The sequence below is a fragment of the Bacillus sp. PK5-006 genome (assembly GCF_054161415.1).
Genome location: NZ_CP096414.1, coordinates 2,410,178 through 2,426,461 on the forward strand (window position 1 = coordinate 2,410,178; position 16,284 = coordinate 2,426,461).

Below are 16,284 nucleotides of genomic sequence, written 5' to 3' on the forward strand. Positions count from 1 at the left end.
CGCGATCTGAAAACCTTTGAAGTCTAGGAAGGACGAGTACCGGAGCGGATCGAATTGAACATTCGTGAGCACCGGCACGCAAGGACTGACACCGAATGCAAGGGTTTGTCAGCGCGCTGAGACTGCAAAACGTCATGTTTTACAGTCTTCTTGCTACATAAGTGTATGAAGGAACGCTGTCGCAATACCAAAATAGATGAGCAGTGATAAAATATCATTCAATGTTGTAATCAGTGGCCCAGATGCAATCGCAGGGTCGACGTTTAATCTGTGTAAAATAATAGGCACGATCGTACCTGCCATCGTTCCAATAATCAGTGTGGCAAGCAGTGAGGAACCGACAACAAATCCTAAAATCATATTGCCCTGCCACACCATTGCGACGACTGTAATAATGATGGAACAGACAATCCCAATGTAAATACTTGTTCGGAGCTCTCTAAAAATCAGGCGCATAATGGTTTTTTTCGTTAATTCTTCTTTTGAAAGTCCTCTAATGACGACGGCAAGCGACTGTGTGCCTGTATTCCCTGTCATTCCTGCAATCATTGGCATGAAGAAGGCTAAGGCGACGACTTGCTGAAGGGTATCTTCAAAGTAATTTAAAATACTGCCTGAAATCAGCCCAATGAATAAGAGCAAAATGAGCCACGGGAGACGGCGGTATGCCGCAACAAAAGCGGGCGTGTCGAATGTAATATCTTTACCAGAGGCAGCGAACTTCTCATAATCTTCTCCTGCCTCTTGAATGACGACATCAATGATATCATCGACTGTGACGATTCCGACAAGGACATTGTTCTCTTCTACAACAGGAATGGCAAGAAAATCATACCGTTCAATCAGCTTTGCGATTTCTTCCTGATCTTGAAAAGCTCCAACGGCAATGACTCTTGTAAACATAAGATCCTGCACTTTTTCATCTGGTTCACCTAAAATGAGATCCCGGTACGACAGAACCCCTACAAGCTGCTTTTGATCATTAATGACATATAAATAGTTGATCGATTCTGCAATTTCAGCAAAGCTTTTCAGCTTTACAACTGCGTCCTGAACCGTATAGTGCTGAGGAATCCAAACGTACCGGTTGGTCATGATCCGGCCTGCTGTCTCAGCAGGATAATTCATGAGAAGCTGGACGGCCTTTGATTCCTCCGCCTCCATGTTTGATAAAAGCTGGTCTTTCAGCTCATCATCCATTTCATCAAACAAGTTGGCTAGGTCATCGTTATCCATTTTGTTTGTGACGAAGGTGGCTTTGTCTTTTCCTACTTTTTCAAGCACAATTTCTTGGTATTCGCGCTCAAGCTCACCCATCATTTCCGTCACATCATCGATTGTTAAAAAGCTGAGGAAACGGCCGCGGTGTTTTTCTGGAAGTTCTTTAAATAAATAGGCCATATCATATGGCTGAAGTTCTTCCATAATGTTTTTAAATTCTTTGCGTTTGCCATCTCTTAATAAAATAATGATTCTTAAAATGAGTTCATCGTACGTAATGTTCTGTATCATCGCTGTTACCTCCCCAAAGTCAGGAGATACCCGAATCCCTTAGAATGTGCGGGGGTCAGGATCTCCTCTGTCTGATGCGTCAATCTGATCTTTTGACATACTCTTTATGTGTCTCGAATCGGGATGATCCATCCCCACACCTCCTTTTCTCATAAAAAAGCACCTTCAACCGAATGAAGGCGCTTTGTAAGCATGACAAAATAAACACTTGCTCCTTCAATCGTAGAGCTTTAGCACTGTATGGCATAGGATCAAATCCAGCTGCATTAAAAATCACCTTATGTCGATGATTTCTGTTGACCCATTGGCGTCTTTGGACATTTTTGGGCAGCAGCGTATCTCCATACAGGAGCCTCACCTAACGAAGTCTCATATTGTTAACACACTGAGATTACAGAAAAAGCGGAATGATGTCAATAAGCAAGATGCCAAGTATCCTTATGTATTCGCTTACTTTTCAAAAAAAGAGCGATAGACAGCTCAGCCATCGCCCTTTTCATGTCTTTTTATTCCTCTTCCGGCTGATTCATATCCTCTTGGGAGAGGAGATGAAAGGAATCATGCAAAAACAAAGCATATCCTTCTCCATCAGGATGCGGAACGTATTCCGCGTGATCCATTGTTTGCTCTTCTTCTTTTTTCTTCATATTCTCTCGCCTCCTTTCCCGTAGTTTGTCCCAATGAAAAAACCTTACACATGAAAGTGTAAGGTTTGGTCATAGCTTAATCATCCCACTCTTGCTTCAGGATTTTGCCTGTTTTAGCAGAAATCTCAAAATCAACTTCCTCGCCGCTTGGTGTTGTGATTTCAATTTCGTAAATGTACACACCATTTTCTTTATCTAGATCAGAATCAGTGACTGTGCCTTTTACTTTTGCAAGAGCAATTTTTTCAGCCTGTTTTTTCGTGATCTTCACGTTCTGTTTCTTTTCTTTGACTGGATCATTCAACGCTTTTCCAGTTTTTGCATCGACATATACTTTATATTCAAAGCCGCCTTTTTTGATCTCGACCTCATACACCCATTTTCCTTTTTTACGCTCAAGATCCACATCATCCACATAGCCTTTCACCACTTTTAAGGCTGCTTTTTCAGCTTGTTTCTTTGAAACAAATGACGATTTCTTTTGCACGACTTGCTCGGCGTTTGCTGTTTGATTTGTATTTTGCGCTTGAAGTGTGAAACCACCTGCGACAAGAGTTCCCGTTAATGCTGTAGCTACTAGTACTTTTTTCATCATGTTCATTTCCTCCTCTGTTTGATTTCTTCTATATCTTAAGAAAACAAGATGATAAAGGAAGGAAAGAAACATGAGAATATCATGAGAAAAGGATTAGTTTTCGTACGTAATGCCCTCAATGTCTCCTGTATAGGCGTTCACAAGCACCTCTGCCTCTCTGCCGTCAGGCAAATCCAGCTCCACCTCAAATACGAGCATACCGCTGAATGTTTCAAGATCAGCATCATCCACTGTTCCGCCAACTTCTTTGACGGCAATTTGGATAGCTTCCTCGACGGTGATTTTCGTGAGCTTCTTTTCTTTAGAGGTTGGTTTTTTCTTTTCTGCTTCAAGCACCTTAAATGACTGTTTGCCGACCTCAACTTGATACAATTCTTTTTTTGATTGGATGGTAAAAATGAAACGATCTGACGTCTCCTTTTTTTGAATGACGGTTCCGCTCACCTTTTTAACAGCCGCCTCTTCTGCCTGGAGCTCAGCATTTTTTTCATTTGGCTTCTGATAGCTTTTTAACTGTCTAATTTCTTTCATTTGACCGCTTGCAGAAGATGCAATGATTTGATAGATGCCATTTGCATTTTCCAGCGTCATTGTGTAGTCCTGTTTATGATTGATTAAATCAATATGTGTAATGTTTCCATTATAGTCTTTTGAGATCATTTTTTTCATTTCTGCTTCACTTAATATTTTTTGATCAATGGTTTGGATCATGAGCATTGCAAAGGCCGCAAGAATCACAAGACATCCTGCGAGCGCAAGCACCATTTTCGTTTTTCTAGACATGCAGCGCCTCCTTCCTATTTCCTATTTTATAAGGAGGAAATGAGAAATTGATGAGAAAAGACCCATTTATTTCTGAAAAAGAATGGTCATGGCTGTCCCTTCGCCGATACGGCTGTCTACCTTCAGCTCGGCCTCATGTTCTTCTGCAATTTGCTTCGCAATTGAAAGACCGAGTCCGGTTCCGCCCGTCTCACTGTTTCTCGCTTCATCCACACGGAAAAAGCGGTCAAAGATTTTCGGCAGATCCTCTTCTTTTATGCCAATTCCTTGATCAATCACTGAAATAAATGGCTTGTCTCCTGCCCATCCGCAGGTCACATCAACTGGCTCTCTGCTATATTTGACCGCGTTATCAATTAAGATAGTCAAAAGCTGTTTGATTTTCTCTTCGTCTCCTTCTGCGATCAGCGGCTGATCTGTCTGCACATGAGATTGAATCGTTCGATTGGTGGCCACTTCAAGTGTATGACATAGCTGCTTGCACAAATGACCAAGATCAACCGGCTTCATATCCAAGTATAACGGCTGGCCGTTTTTCGCCAATGTCAGTAATTGATCTGTCAGTCTTTTCATTTTTTTCGCTTCATCATGAATCGCTTGGGAGGATTCTTCTACAACCTCTGGACGTGTTTGCCCCCAGCGTTTGAGTAAATTGCTGTAGCTCATAATGACGGTAATCGGTGTCTTCAATTCATGGGAGGCATCATGCAAAAATTGCTGTTCTTTTTCATAATGCTTCTCGAGAATCTCGGACATTTCATTAAAGGTTTGTCCCATTTGATATAGTTCATCCTTTGAATCGCCTGTTAATTCAATTCGTTTAAACGCCTTCTCTTTCATACTTGCCTTCATGGTATTCGTCATTCTGCTAATCGGCCGGACAATTTGCTTTGTTAAAACGTGGCCTGCAAAATAGGAAAGCACAATAAACAAAACGCCGGTAGCGATTAAAATCATTTTTAATAACGCTAAGTTCTCTTCCGTATTTTCGATTTCTTCATATACTTGAAGTGACATAATCTCACCATTTGTCCAAATGACCGGAATAGCAGCGAACGCAATCATATGCTTATTGTATTCTTTGATTTCTGCTGTCTGGCCAGATTCGTATGTAAAAGGCAGTGAGCTAAACGTTGATTCCTTTGTGACAGTCAGTTTTGACTCTCCCGTTTCTGTCACGACACGGATCATACCATTTTGAGGCAGGTACGCCTTCAGCAGCTCCGAGGACGGAAGACCCTCTTCCTCTGATTTTTTTAAAGCAATCGCAATATTTTCAGCCACCTCAGACAAGCGGGACATATCTTTTTGCGTCAAGGTCATCGAAAAAATAAAATAAATGGCTGTATGAAACAAGAGCACCATTAAAAACAAAGACAACGACGTATAAAGCTGAATCTTATTTTTTAATCTCATTCTTTATCCTTTCATCACATAACCCACACCTCTCACTGTGTGAATCAGCTGTTTTTCGAATGGGTAATCGATTTTTTTCCTTAAATAACGGATATAGACATCTACCACGTTTGTATCACCGAAATAATCAAAACCCCAAACCGCTGTTAAAAGCTGATCTCTTGTGAGCACTTGCTGCTGATGGTTCAGTAAGTGAACAAGCAGGTCATATTCTCTCGGTGTGAGTTCAAGCATTTGCCCAGCCCTTTGTATTTCTCTTGTTTTCTCGTTGACCGTTAAGTCTGCTATGCTCAGCTCTGTCTCCTTTTCTTCTTGTGCATGTATATTCAACCTTAGCTGTGCGCGAATTCGTGCTAATAATTCTTCTATGTCAAAAGGTTTTGTTATATAATCATTCGCCCCAAGATCGAGCCCGCTTACTTTATCAGGAACACTTCCCCTTGCTGTAATCAAAATAATAGGTGTCGCTGTATTTGTCTTCCGAACCCTTCTCAGCACTTCAAGACCGCTTAACTCTGGAAGCATGACGTCAAGCAGCACCAAATCGAAGCTATCTTCTTCAAGAGCCTGAAGCCCGTCTATTCCTGTCTCTTTGACCGTCACCTCATATCCTTCATATTCAAGCTCAAGTGACAGCACCCTTGCGATTTTCTTTTCATCTTCGACTACGAGTATCTTCCCTTTGTTCATCTCTATCTCTCCTATCTAAAAGGCAAGCTTGTCTTTCCATTATTATATGTTGCCTTTCTTATTTGGAACAGTCACAATCTTCACATCTATTTTTTTATGGAGGGAATTATTTTTGAGAAAAAACATTTAACTTGAGCCTTCTTCTCAATTTGTTACTTCATCTCATTATTTTTTAGTCTGCCTCTTTTAGTTCTATTCACCCATTTTCATCTGTACAGGTGCAACCTCACTATGCAGCTTTTCCTTCTTTTTCATATGATATCAAGAGTTTTCTTCAAAAGGTGAGCTCTTTCGTCAATATGTGAGGAGAACTGCACTTTTGATAATAGATTGATTATTTGAAAAATTATTACAATTGACCCTTTCCGATCAAAAGTTTCTTTTATACAATAACATTATGCAGCCTGAATCTACTTTGAAAACAAAATAAGGAGGGCTTTCTTATGAAAGGTGAAATTCGCTTAATTCCGTATGAAGTAAAAGCCAATGTGATGGAAGCGAAAGAGACGCCGGAAAGTATTCAGGAGATTAAAGCACCCGAACTTTGGTCAAGTGGCTTCAAAGGAAAAGGCATAACCATTGCTGTCCTTGATACAGGCTGTGACACAGAGCATCCCGACTTAAAAGATCAGATTATCGGTGGGAAGAACTTTACCGATGATGACGATGGAGATGCTGAAAATGTAAAAGACTACAATGGGCATGGTACCCATGTAGCAGGAACGATTGCCGCAACAGATCAAAATGGCGGAATTTTAGGGGTTGCCCCTGAAGCCAAGCTTCTCATCGTGAAAGTTCTTGGCGGTGAAAATGGCAGCGGAAAATATGAGTGGATCATTGATGGCATCAACTATGCCGCAGAGCAGAAGGTGGATATTATCTCCATGTCTCTCGGTGGTCCAAGCAATGAGCCTGCCCTGCAGGAAGCCATTCAAAATGCGGTAAAAAGCGGTGTGCTTGTTGTGTGCGCAGCAGGAAATGAAGGGGACGGGGACGAGCGTACGGAAGAGTTCTCCTACCCAGCAGCATACAATGAAGTCATTGCCGTCGGTTCTGTTTCCCTTGCTAGAGAATCCTCTGAATTTTCTAACGCCAATAAAGAAATCGACCTCGTCGCTCCAGGAGAAGACATTTTATCCACTCTCCCTAACCATAAATATGGCAGGCTCACAGGAACTTCAATGGCTGCCCCTCACGTAAGCGGTGCACTAGCCATTATTAAAAATGCTGAAGAAGAAGCGTTCCAGCGCAAGCTGACAGAGCCTGAGGTTTATGCTCAGCTTGTCAGAAGAACCCTTCCATTAAAGCAGTCGAAAGCCCTTGTAGGGAATGGATTTTTATATTTAACTGCGCCTGATGTCCTTTTAGAAAAAACATTGGAAGCAGATCTTTTATCTCTATAGCTTAAATAGAGGTCCTGAGAAAAGATAGAATTTTCTCAGGATTTTTTTAATTAAAATTATTCAAAATTTACTTTGACGAAATGAAGTGAACGTTATATAATCGAACACAATAAATTCATAGTTTGAGAGTCGGTAATTCGATTACACGTCGAATTTTAATTGGGAAGACCGGTGAAAATCCGGCGCGGTCCCGCCACTGTGAGTGAGGAGAGCTTTTCTCAGGAATCCACTGTCATGAGGATGGGAAGGATGAAAAGCTTGCAGATTCACCAGCCAGGATACCAGCCGCTCTATCACATCAAACCCCCTACGGTTGATAGGAGATGTCGGAAAAGCGTCAGTGATACTCACGCCTTATTTCGCACACACATTTTGTCTTTTAAACCAGACATTTACCTCATCAATCATGATCATGAGCGTAAATGTCTTTTTATATTTAGAGGAGGAATTGGAATTGACAATTGTTAAAACAAGTAATCTAGGCTTTCCGCGAATTGGTTTAAACAGAGAATGGAAAAAAGCACTTGAGTCTTACTGGAAAGGTCAAACAGACCGCGAAACCCTCTTAAGCACACTGGATGAACAATTTTTAACTGCCATTAAAACACAAATCGATCAACAAATTGATGTTGTTCCTTCTGGAGACTTTACCTTCTATGATCACGTGCTGGATACCGCTGTTATGTTCAATTGGATTCCAGAGCGCTTCCGCAGCTTAAAAGACCCGCTAGATACATACTTCGCGATGGCAAGAGGAACAAAAGATGCCGTCTCAAGTGAAATGACAAAATGGTTTAATACAAACTATCACTACATCGTTCCAGAATACGAAAAAAGCACAGAATTTAAACTCACACACAACAAACCGCTTGAAGCTTACGAAAAGGTGAAAAAGGCGTTTGGTGTTGAAACAAAACCGGTTGTACTTGGTCTATATACATTTGTCTCACTTTCTAAAGGTTATGAAGCAAATGAAGTAAAAGAAATCCAGCAGCGTCTAGTGCCGCTTTATACTCAGCTTTTAAAAGAACTTAAAGAAGCAGGCGTCAAATGGGTTCAAATTGATGAACCTGCACTTGTCACAGCTTCCAGTGAAGACGTAAAAGCAGTAAAAGAAATCTATCAAACGATCAAAGAAGCCGTACCTGGGTTGAACATTCTTCTTCAAACATACTTTGATTCAGTAGATGCGTATGAAGAGCTTGTCACATATCCTGTTGAAGCAATCGGTCTTGATTTTGTCCATGATCAAGGGCGCAACCTTGATCAAGTGAAAAAGCACGGCTTCCCGAAAGATAAAATTTTAGCAGCAGGCGTCATTGATGGAAGAAATATTTGGAGATCAGACCTTGGCGAAAGATTATCCTTTATTTCTGAAGTCATTGCTGACGTTCAGCCGAAAGAAGTGTGGCTGCAGCCATCAAGCAGCTTGCTGCATGTGCCAGTTGCCAAACACCCAAGCGAACAGCTTGAAGAAAAACTATTAAACGGACTGTCTTATGCTACTGAAAAGCTGGCTGAATTAACACTGCTAAAAGAAGGTTTAACAAAAGGAGCAGCTGCCATTGATGCTGATATTAACGAAGCAGCACAAGCACTTCTTACCTTAAAAGAGTTCGCAAAAGGAACAAATGCGGATCTAACAGCGGAACGCAACAATCTTTCATCGAAAGATTTTAAACGTCCAGCTGCCTTTGAAGAACGCCTTCGTATCCAAAACGAATCTCTTGAGCTCCCGCTTCTTCCAACAACAACAATTGGCAGTTTCCCGCAGTCTGCCGAAGTGCGCAGTGCTCGTCAAAAGTGGCGCAAAAATGAGTGGACAGATGCAGAGTATGATGAGTTTATTAAAAAAGAAACAAAACGATGGATTGATATTCAAGAAGAAATTGGTCTGGATGTGCTCGTACATGGGGAATTTGAACGTACAGACATGGTTGAATACTTCGGTGAGAAGCTAGCCGGATTTGCCTTTACAAAATTTGCTTGGGTTCAATCCTATGGATCACGCTGCGTGAAGCCGCCAATCATTTATGGAGATGTAGAGTTTACAGAGCCAATGACAGTGAAAGAGACGGTTTACGCACAAAGTTTGACAGAGAAAAAAGTCAAGGGCATGCTGACAGGACCTGTTACCATCTTAAACTGGTCTTTCCCAAGAACGGATATCTCTCGCAAAGACATTGCTTTCCAAATCGCTTTCGCTTTGCGTAAAGAGGTAGAAGCTTTAGAAGCAGCTGGTATTCAAGTGATCCAAGTGGATGAGCCTGCGCTAAGAGAAGGACTTCCGCTCAAAGAAAGTGATTGGGCAGAATATTTAAACTGGGCAGCAGAGTCATTCCGTTTATCCACATCATCCGTTCAAAATGAAACACAAATTCATACACATATGTGCTACAGTAACTTCGAGGATATTGTCGATACAATCGAAGACTTGGATGCTGACGTGATTACAATTGAACATTCACGCAGTCATGGCGGATTCCTCGATTACTTAGAAAAACACCCGTATTTGAAAGGCCTTGGACTAGGCGTTTATGACATCCATAGCCCGCGTGTTCCATCTGTTGAAGAAATGAGCGAAATTATTGATGATGCGCTGAACGTTTGTCCAACAGATCGCTTCTGGGTGAATCCGGATTGTGGTCTAAAAACTAGACAAGAGCCTGAAACCATTGCTGCTTTGAAAAACATGGTCACAGCTGCTGAAGTCGCTCGTAAAAAGCTGGCGCAGCACGCTTAATTGAATGTCTCTCCCCTGCTGAACTCGGCAGGGGTTTTTTATGCGCAAATTGGCCTGTTCGATCTCCTACTATGATGATTTCTTTTCTAGCATGATTCGTTTATACTAGAGAAGTCAGTCGAACAAAGGGAGGAAGACAATGAATCACGAAGATTTTTTACAACGCGCAATTGATCTTGCAGTAGAAGGAGTCAATAGTGGTACTGGCGGCCCTTTTGGAGCAGTCATTGTCAAGGATGGTCAGATTATTGCAGAGGGCAGCAACAACGTGACAACAAGTAACGATCCAACCGCACATGCAGAAGTCACAGCCATTCGCAAAGCGTGCCAAACTCTACATACATACCAATTGGAAGATTGCATTCTATACACAAGCTGCGAGCCTTGTCCGATGTGCCTTGGCGCTATTTACTGGGCTAGACCAAAAGCTGTGTATTTTGCTGCTGGACATCAGGATGCAGCGGATTCTGGTTTTGATGACTCATTTATTTATGAAGAAATCAACAAAGAATACGAATCAAGAAATATACCATTTTACAAACTGACACCTCAAAAAACCCTTGCGCCATTTGAAGCATGGGAAGCATACGATAAAAAGAAAGAATATTAAAAAAAGACACCTGCGGTAAGCAGGTGTTGCGGATTGTTGACAAAGGGCTAAAATGATCTTTATTTTAGCCCTTTGTCTTCTTTTCAGCGTGATAGAAAACCTTTGCAGTCTAGCACCGGAGCCCAGACCTGACAAAGAATGCGAGGGTTTGTCTACACGCTGAGACACCGCTCGTAAGCAGGTGTCTTCTACTATTACTCCGTCACTTCAAGCTCTACTTCAATGTTCCCTCTTGTTGCTTTTGAATATGGACAGAATTCATGGGCAGCATGGACAAGCTCTTTCACTTTGTCATGATCATGACCTTTCGCAGACACAATCAGCTTTACGCCAAGCTTAAAGCCGCCGTCGCTTTCATCTTTTAAAAGACTGACATGTCCTTCTACTTCCGATTCTATTTCTGTCCCTTGCTTCTTCGCTACGTGCTCAAGTGCTCCTCCGAAACAAGCTGCATAGCCTGCTGCAAATAATTGCTCTGGGTTTGTACCAGTCTCTCCATCTTTCTTTGCGTTAGGCATGACAATGTTATGGTCGAGCACACCATCCTCTGAACGAACATGTCCAGCTCTTCCATGCTGCGCCTTTACTTTTGCTGTGAATAATGGTTTCATCTTCATCTCCTCCTTCATCTATTGATCCTTTTCACGTTCTATTCATTTCTCAAACATTTATCGCACATTGAAGAATTTTTCATTTTTCGTCTGTATTTATTTTAAAAAGGAAGAAAATCTTATACAATGATAAGTATGACAAAAAATAGTTGGTGACTGACATGACAAATGAATTTGAACATATGAAGCTGGAAAATCAGCTTTGTTTCTTGTTATATGCAAGTTCACGAGAGATGACGAAGCAGTATAAACCGTTGTTAGAAGAATTAAATATTACGTACCCGCAATATTTGGCACTGCTTTTATTGTGGGAGCATGGAACATTAAATGTGAAAACGATGGGAGAGCTTCTCTATTTAGACTCCGGTACACTCACGCCCATGCTGAAACGAATGGAGCAAAATGGACTCATTATCCGAGAACGTTCGAAAGAGGATGAGCGGTCTGTACAAATTCGTTTAACGGAATATGGAGAGCAGCTAAAAGAAAAGGCCACTGCGATTCCGTCTCACATGCTGACTGGGACAGGCAGATCGGAAGAAGAGCTAAAAACACTGCGTGCCTCTTTACATGAGCTTTTGCAAAATTTAACACAATCAAAAGGCTGAGGGAATGTTCCCTCAGCCTTTTATAATGTCTATTATTGTGCGACAGCTACTAGTTCTACTTCGATGTTTCCTTGAGTTGCTTTTGAATATGGGCAAACGCCGTGTGCTTTATGAACAAGTTCTTCTAATGCTGACTGCTCAATGCCAGTTCCTTTTACCTCTAATTGAACGCCTAGTTTGAAGCCGCCATCTGAACTGTCTTTTAATAAGCTGACATGTGCTGTAACTTCACTTTCAAAGCGAATACGCTCTTGTCTTGCTACCATTTGAAGGGCTGAATCAAAACATGCAGAGTAGCCTGCTGCGAATAATTGCTCTGGATTTGTTGCTTTTTCAAGTTTTTTTGCTCTTGGTGTTCCAGGCATTGCTACATCATGTTCAAGTACACCATCTGTTGAAACAACCTTTCCTTCTCTTCCTCCGACAGCTGATACCGTTGCTGTAAATAAAACGTCTGACATGAATATAACCCTCTTTCTCTCCAATAATGTTTTCTACAATTGAATTGTACACAATTTAAATTACAGAGTCAATCAATAAATACTCTTTTTTAAGTTTTCCTGCCTGAACCCTTTTTATGAGTATGTCCGGAAATTGTTAGGCAGTAAAAAAAGCCCTTTAAAAAGGGCTTTTAGATCGTGTCATGCTGCGGATTCGGTTGTTCTAGCGTATGGTTTCTGTTATCTGGGTCGGCATTTGCTGCTGCCAGCCACAATGCCATAATGGTGATACTTGTACAGACGACTGCCCATTTTTTAAAATTCATATAAACAATCCCCTCTCTGAATATAGATTCGAGCATGTTCCGCTTCCCCATAGAACATGGAAGATTTTTCATAATCCCCCATTTCATTATAATACTTTGCGGTATCTAATGCCAGCTCCTCTATATCTGGATATGCATAGGCAGACTCTAAAAAATGGAAAATCCGTTTAATATGCTCAGCATCTTGTCTTAAATACAATGCTTCTAGAAATATGGTTTTCTGAATATGAATGTCATCTTGAAGAGCTTCTGCTCTCTTCATACATTCTTCTCTGTAGTGTAATGCTTCTTCGTGTTTTCCTTGTTTGTATAATATCTGAGCGGCTGTATAAAGAGGGTCTATAGATCGACGAAGATGATCGGATTGATTTTGATCAAATAACGAGATGGATTCTTTCATTAATTCGAGTGCGCGGCCCAAGTCTCCCATTCGGTAATAACTGTTGCCCATATTAAACAAAGAGGAGGCAATAAAACGCACATTTTGAAACTCTCTTGATCTCGCAAGTGCTCTTTCGAGATGTGGTAATGCTTTTTCATGCCTTCTCATATCATCGTAGTTACCGGCCACAATAAATTCACACTGAATCGTGCGAAGCGCATACAGTTCATGCTGAACATAAACATCCAGCGCTAGTTTAGCATGGTGCATCGAGATATGAGTTTGTTTCATGTGATAATATATTTCTGACATTTTAAAATGAAATTCCGCACGTTCAATATCATCTGATACAAAAGAAAGCTTATGCTCTGCCTTTTGATAAGACGATATGGCAGCAATATACTCCCTCCGCCCGAATTCATACATGCCTCTAAAAAAATGATAGTAGTATTCAAGCATGCCTGTGACATGCGTTTGATGCTCATCTATTTCTTTCGAAAGCTCGGAAAAGTTGGCGCGAAGCTTTCCTTCCTTTAATGGCTTTAAATAATCGAGCATGACCTCATGCCTAAATTCCATTAAAGAAAAATAGAGAAGCAAATTCTGATCTTCTTCCATTGAATCAAGAGAGGTGCGAATTTCCTGCTTTAACTGTTCTGCTTGTTCGGAATCAAATCTGCGGATTAATTCATACCACTTGTTGATTTTCACTCCAATATCCGAAGAGGGAATGATTTTCGCCATACGTTGCCTTCTCCAATCTTCTCAAAATATAAAACATTACCATATTTTATCATACTTGACCGGAGAAATACAAAAATGAAAGGAAAAAGAGAGCCTGTTGTCACAAGACTCTCTTTTAAATTCGTTATTCTCTTATTTGTCCTTGACCACGAATGACAAATTTTTCAGACGTTAAGGCTGGCAGACCCATTGGCCCTCTTGCATGAAGTTTTTGCGTACTAATACCTATTTCCGCTCCATAGCCAAATTCAAAGCCATCTGTGAAACGAGTAGAGGCATTATGATAAACAGCGGCAGCATCGACAGCTGTTAAGAAAAGGGCTGCATGCTCATCGTTTTCCGTAATGATCGCCTCAGAGTGCTTAGAGCTATATGTTTGAATATGCTGAATCGCTTGTTCTATGTTTTCTACAATTTTAATACTGACGATCGGTGCTAAAAACTCCGTTGCATAGTCCTCAGTTGTCGCTAATGCAGCACTAGGAGCAAGCGCACAAACGGCTTCATCACCGCGTATTTCTACCCCATTGGATTGAAGGGCTTCAAATAAAGAAGCACCGTAGTTGTTTGCCCATTTTTTTTGAATGACAATGCTCTCGATTGCATTACAAACAGAAGGTCTTTGAGTTTTGGCATTCAGCACAATCCGCTCAGCCATTTCGTTTTTCGCTGTTTCATCAATGTAGATATGACAATTTCCTGCACCTGTCTCAAGCACCGGCACAGTTGACTCTCTCACTACAAGATCAATTAAATTCTTCCCGCCGCGCGGAATGAGGACATCCAGGTATTCATTTAAAGTGAACAGCGTTTTCGCCGTTTCACGGCCTGTGTCTTCAATCAATTGCACACTGTCTACTGGAATATCCGTCGTATGAAGCGCTTCATGAATCACCTTTACAATTGCTTTATTACTATGAATAGCAGAGGAGCTTCCGCGCAGAATCACAGCATTCCCAGTTTTCAAGCAAAGGGTCGCAGCATCGACTGTCACGTTTGGTCTTGCTTCATAAATCATTCCAACCGTTCCAAGCGGTACACGAACCTTTTCGATGAACAGACCGTTTTCTTTCTGAATGGTTTCTAACGTTTCACCAATTGGATCTTTTAGCTGAATGAGTTGAAGGGTCGCATCTGCAATGGCTTCAATTCTCTCTTCCGTGAGTGTAATCCGGTCAATGACAGATGGCGTGAACTGCTTTTCCTCAGCAGCCTGAACATCTTTTTGGTTCTCTTCTATTAAATAAGCTGAAGATGCTTTTAGTGCACTGGCAATGGCGTGCAGGGCAGCATTTTTTTGTTCCGTCGTTTTTAGAAGCAGCTGATCTTTGGCTGCACTTGCTTTTTTTGCTTTTTCAAGAACTTCATTCATCGTATTCCCTCCTCAGTTTTGTACATGCTGTACCCAGTGATCTCGGTGTATGACCTCAGGCTTCTCTTTTGCAAGCTCGTCACTTCGCATTCCTTTAATGCCGAGAAGCTCATCGGAGGCGTACAAGGTTTGTCCCTTACCAACTAATCCGTTTGGACCGACGACTTCTACGACTTCTCCTTTAGAAAAGTCACCAGCGACATCAATAACTCCTGCCGGAAGAAGGCTTCTGCCATTATGCAAAATCGCCGCTTCCGCTCCTGCATCAATCATGATCTTCCCAGAGACCGGTGAGTGGAATTGAATCCATTGACGGCGGTTGTTCACAGCTGATAAATCCTGTTCACCGATATACGTTCCGTCGCCTTGACCCGCAAGTATGCGAAGCAGCTTGTCTTCCCCAGTGCCTGTGCCAATGAAGACTTTCACGCCAAGTGAAAGTGCCGTTTGTGCAGCTGAGAGCTTCGATTTCATTCCGCCTGTTCCAACCTTTGAACCGGTGCTCTTTGCATATGAAAACAATTCTTCTGAAATGTGGGTCAGGACATCAAATCGCTTCGCCTCAGGATGCTCATTTGGATTTGCATCATAAATGCCATTGATGTCTGTTAATATGATCAATTGGTCTGCATGGATTAATCCACTGACAAGAGCTGACAGCATGTCATTATCCCCAAAGGTAAGCTCCTCGATGGAGACTGAATCATTTTCGTTTATGATCGGCAAGATTTTTCTTTCAAGCAGCTCCATCATCGTTGCGTACGCATTTCGATATCTTGTTCGATCTGAAAAGTCATTACGTGTTAAAAGCATTTGAGCAGGTGTCATATGAAACTGTGAAAAAAGCTCTGTATATTTCTGCATTAACAAACCCTGTCCAACGGCGGCAGCTGCCTGTTTCCCCTTTAAGGTCACAGGTCTTGATGGATAGCCTAAACTGCCAAATCCTGCTGCAACGGCTCCTGATGAAATTAAAATGATTTCATGACCTGCTTCTTTGAGCTTTGCTATGGCTCTTACATGATCCTGCATCTTTTGTTCATCAATGGCTCCTTTTTGCTCTGTTAATGAACTGCTGCCAATTTTTATGACGATCCTTTGCTTTTTCATCCTTGATTCCCTCCGCTATACCATTAGGCACAAAAAAATCCCTATTTCTCCTTATGTAAAGGACGAAAAGGGATTTTCCGTGGTACCACCTTCATTGAATAAGCATGCGATCTGCTTATTCCACTCAACTCCTGTAACGCCAGGCACGCGCTTAGATTTTTCCTCTAAGGCTCAAAGGGCAGGTTCAGCAGCTGTCTGCGGCAAATGTTTCAGCACATCATTTGCTCTCTTTACGCATCAGTTCCTGCTTACTATTCCTTTTCAACGCTCGTTAATTTTTTTATATTATCAC

General features: G+C 41.6%; 16 protein-coding genes, 2 riboswitches and 1 other annotated feature. Of the genes, 4 read left to right on the forward strand and 12 right to left on the reverse strand.

The features are described 5' to 3' along the window. Positions 1-153 precede the first annotated feature (153 nt). From mgtE to M1D84_RS12500, 6 genes are all read right to left on the reverse strand, one after another. Complete coding sequence (gene mgtE / locus M1D84_RS12475; protein WP_024424654.1) at positions 154-1,512, reverse strand: magnesium transporter; 1,359 nt, start codon at positions 1,510-1,512, stop codon at positions 154-156. Positions 1,513-1,720: 208 nt separating this feature from the next. Further along, positions 1,721-1,885, reverse strand: a riboswitch (M-box (ykoK) riboswitch). Between the two features lie 133 nt (positions 1,886-2,018). Next, positions 2,019-2,159, reverse strand: a complete 141-nt coding sequence (locus M1D84_RS12480) for a hypothetical protein (protein ID WP_003212346.1) — start codon at positions 2,157-2,159, stop codon at positions 2,019-2,021. A gap of 76 nt (positions 2,160-2,235) precedes the next feature. Further along, positions 2,236-2,754, reverse strand: coding sequence for a PepSY domain-containing protein (locus M1D84_RS12485; protein WP_024424652.1), 519 nt, complete (start codon positions 2,752-2,754; stop codon positions 2,236-2,238). A gap of 93 nt (positions 2,755-2,847) precedes the next feature. Next, positions 2,848-3,537, reverse strand: coding sequence for a PepSY domain-containing protein (locus M1D84_RS12490; RefSeq protein WP_024424651.1), 690 nt, complete (start codon positions 3,535-3,537; stop codon positions 2,848-2,850). 66 nt (positions 3,538-3,603) lie between these two features. Then, a complete protein-coding gene (locus M1D84_RS12495; protein WP_076840934.1) occupies positions 3,604-4,953 on the reverse strand; it encodes an ATP-binding protein in 1,350 nt (449 codons plus the stop codon). A 3-nt stretch (positions 4,954-4,956) separates the two neighbouring features. Then, on the reverse strand, positions 4,957-5,643 hold the full coding sequence (locus tag M1D84_RS12500) for a response regulator transcription factor (protein ID WP_024424649.1): 687 nt from the start codon (positions 5,641-5,643) through the stop codon (positions 4,957-4,959). A 443-nt stretch (positions 5,644-6,086) separates the two neighbouring features. Between M1D84_RS12500 and M1D84_RS12505 the strand changes: the two genes are divergently transcribed. The 3 genes from M1D84_RS12505 to M1D84_RS12515 all read left to right on the forward strand — a co-directional run bounded on the left by M1D84_RS12505 (position 6,087) and on the right by M1D84_RS12515 (position 10,399). Next, positions 6,087-7,046: a S8 family peptidase gene (locus tag M1D84_RS12505; RefSeq protein WP_024424648.1), complete on the forward strand. Its 960-nt coding sequence runs from the start codon at positions 6,087-6,089 to the stop codon at positions 7,044-7,046. 112 nt (positions 7,047-7,158) lie between these two features. Beyond that, a riboswitch (cobalamin riboswitch) is annotated at positions 7,159-7,350 on the forward strand. Between the two features lie 150 nt (positions 7,351-7,500). Next, entirely contained in the window at positions 7,501-9,789 is a 2,289-nt protein-coding gene (gene metE, locus M1D84_RS12510; protein ID WP_024424647.1) for a 5-methyltetrahydropteroyltriglutamate--homocysteine S-methyltransferase, read from the forward strand. A 139-nt stretch (positions 9,790-9,928) separates the two neighbouring features. Then, on the forward strand, positions 9,929-10,399 hold the full coding sequence (locus tag M1D84_RS12515) for a nucleoside deaminase (protein WP_024424646.1): 471 nt from the start codon (positions 9,929-9,931) through the stop codon (positions 10,397-10,399). Between the two features lie 194 nt (positions 10,400-10,593). Here M1D84_RS12515 and M1D84_RS12520 read toward each other — a convergent pair whose 3' ends face one another. Next, the gene (locus tag M1D84_RS12520; RefSeq protein WP_122631237.1) at positions 10,594-11,010 is read right to left on the reverse strand and encodes an organic hydroperoxide resistance protein; all 417 of its coding nucleotides are present in this window, start codon (positions 11,008-11,010) and stop codon (positions 10,594-10,596) included. A 161-nt stretch (positions 11,011-11,171) separates the two neighbouring features. Here M1D84_RS12520 and M1D84_RS12525 point away from each other — a divergent pair, with 161 nt between their 5' ends. Then, positions 11,172-11,618 carry a MarR family winged helix-turn-helix transcriptional regulator gene (locus M1D84_RS12525; RefSeq protein WP_024424644.1) on the forward strand — a complete coding sequence of 149 codons (447 nt, stop codon included), beginning with the start codon at positions 11,172-11,174 and terminating at the stop codon, positions 11,616-11,618. A gap of 32 nt (positions 11,619-11,650) precedes the next feature. Here the strand turns inward: M1D84_RS12525 and M1D84_RS12530 are convergent, their stop codons facing one another. The 5 genes from M1D84_RS12530 to proB form a co-directional block, all read right to left on the reverse strand. Further along, complete coding sequence (locus M1D84_RS12530) at positions 11,651-12,079, reverse strand: organic hydroperoxide resistance protein (protein ID WP_024424643.1); 429 nt, start codon at positions 12,077-12,079, stop codon at positions 11,651-11,653. Between the two features lie 170 nt (positions 12,080-12,249). After that, positions 12,250-12,384: a hypothetical protein gene (locus M1D84_RS12535; RefSeq protein ID WP_024424642.1), complete on the reverse strand. Its 135-nt coding sequence runs from the start codon at positions 12,382-12,384 to the stop codon at positions 12,250-12,252. Further along, positions 12,374-13,510, reverse strand: coding sequence for a Rap family tetratricopeptide repeat protein (locus M1D84_RS12540; RefSeq protein WP_024426809.1), 1,137 nt, complete (start codon positions 13,508-13,510; stop codon positions 12,374-12,376). Before M1D84_RS12540 ends, M1D84_RS12535 begins: the two co-directional genes overlap by 11 nt. 124 nt (positions 13,511-13,634) lie before the next feature. Continuing rightward, the gene (locus M1D84_RS12545) at positions 13,635-14,882 is read right to left on the reverse strand and encodes a glutamate-5-semialdehyde dehydrogenase (RefSeq protein ID WP_151039379.1); all 1,248 of its coding nucleotides are present in this window, start codon (positions 14,880-14,882) and stop codon (positions 13,635-13,637) included. Between the two features lie 12 nt (positions 14,883-14,894). Next, entirely contained in the window at positions 14,895-15,992 is a 1,098-nt protein-coding gene (gene proB / locus M1D84_RS12550) for a glutamate 5-kinase (protein ID WP_024424639.1), read from the reverse strand. A 55-nt stretch (positions 15,993-16,047) separates the two neighbouring features. Next, positions 16,048-16,266: a binding site (T-box leader), on the reverse strand. Positions 16,267-16,284: the final 18 nt, after the last annotated feature.

Bases quoted from the DNA above. Each gene is read 5' to 3' on its own strand.
- mgtE (WP_024424654.1), bottom strand. From the start codon at position 1,512: ATGATACAGAACATTACGTACGATGAACTCATTTTAAGAATCATTATT.
- M1D84_RS12480 (WP_003212346.1), bottom strand. From the start codon at position 2,159: ATGAAGAAAAAAGAAGAAGAGCAAACAATGGATCACGCGGAATACGTT.
- M1D84_RS12485 (WP_024424652.1), bottom strand. From the start codon at position 2,754: ATGATGAAAAAAGTACTAGTAGCTACAGCATTAACGGGAACTCTTGTC.
- M1D84_RS12490 (WP_024424651.1), bottom strand. From the start codon at position 3,537: ATGTCTAGAAAAACGAAAATGGTGCTTGCGCTCGCAGGATGTCTTGTG.
- M1D84_RS12495 (WP_076840934.1), bottom strand. From the start codon at position 4,953: ATGAGATTAAAAAATAAGATTCAGCTTTATACGTCGTTGTCTTTGTTT.
- M1D84_RS12500 (WP_024424649.1), bottom strand. From the start codon at position 5,643: ATGAACAAAGGGAAGATACTCGTAGTCGAAGATGAAAAGAAAATCGCA.
- M1D84_RS12505 (WP_024424648.1), top strand. From the start codon at position 6,087: ATGAAAGGTGAAATTCGCTTAATTCCGTATGAAGTAAAAGCCAATGTG.
- M1D84_RS12515 (WP_024424646.1), top strand. From the start codon at position 9,929: ATGAATCACGAAGATTTTTTACAACGCGCAATTGATCTTGCAGTAGAA.
- M1D84_RS12520 (WP_122631237.1), bottom strand. From the start codon at position 11,010: ATGAAACCATTATTCACAGCAAAAGTAAAGGCGCAGCATGGAAGAGCT.
- M1D84_RS12525 (WP_024424644.1), top strand. From the start codon at position 11,172: ATGACAAATGAATTTGAACATATGAAGCTGGAAAATCAGCTTTGTTTC.
- M1D84_RS12530 (WP_024424643.1), bottom strand. From the start codon at position 12,079: ATGTCAGACGTTTTATTTACAGCAACGGTATCAGCTGTCGGAGGAAGA.
- M1D84_RS12535 (WP_024424642.1), bottom strand. From the start codon at position 12,384: ATGAATTTTAAAAAATGGGCAGTCGTCTGTACAAGTATCACCATTATG.
- M1D84_RS12540 (WP_024426809.1), bottom strand. From the start codon at position 13,510: ATGGCGAAAATCATTCCCTCTTCGGATATTGGAGTGAAAATCAACAAG.
- M1D84_RS12545 (WP_151039379.1), bottom strand. From the start codon at position 14,882: ATGAATGAAGTTCTTGAAAAAGCAAAAAAAGCAAGTGCAGCCAAAGAT.
- proB (WP_024424639.1), bottom strand. From the start codon at position 15,992: ATGAAAAAGCAAAGGATCGTCATAAAAATTGGCAGCAGTTCATTAACA.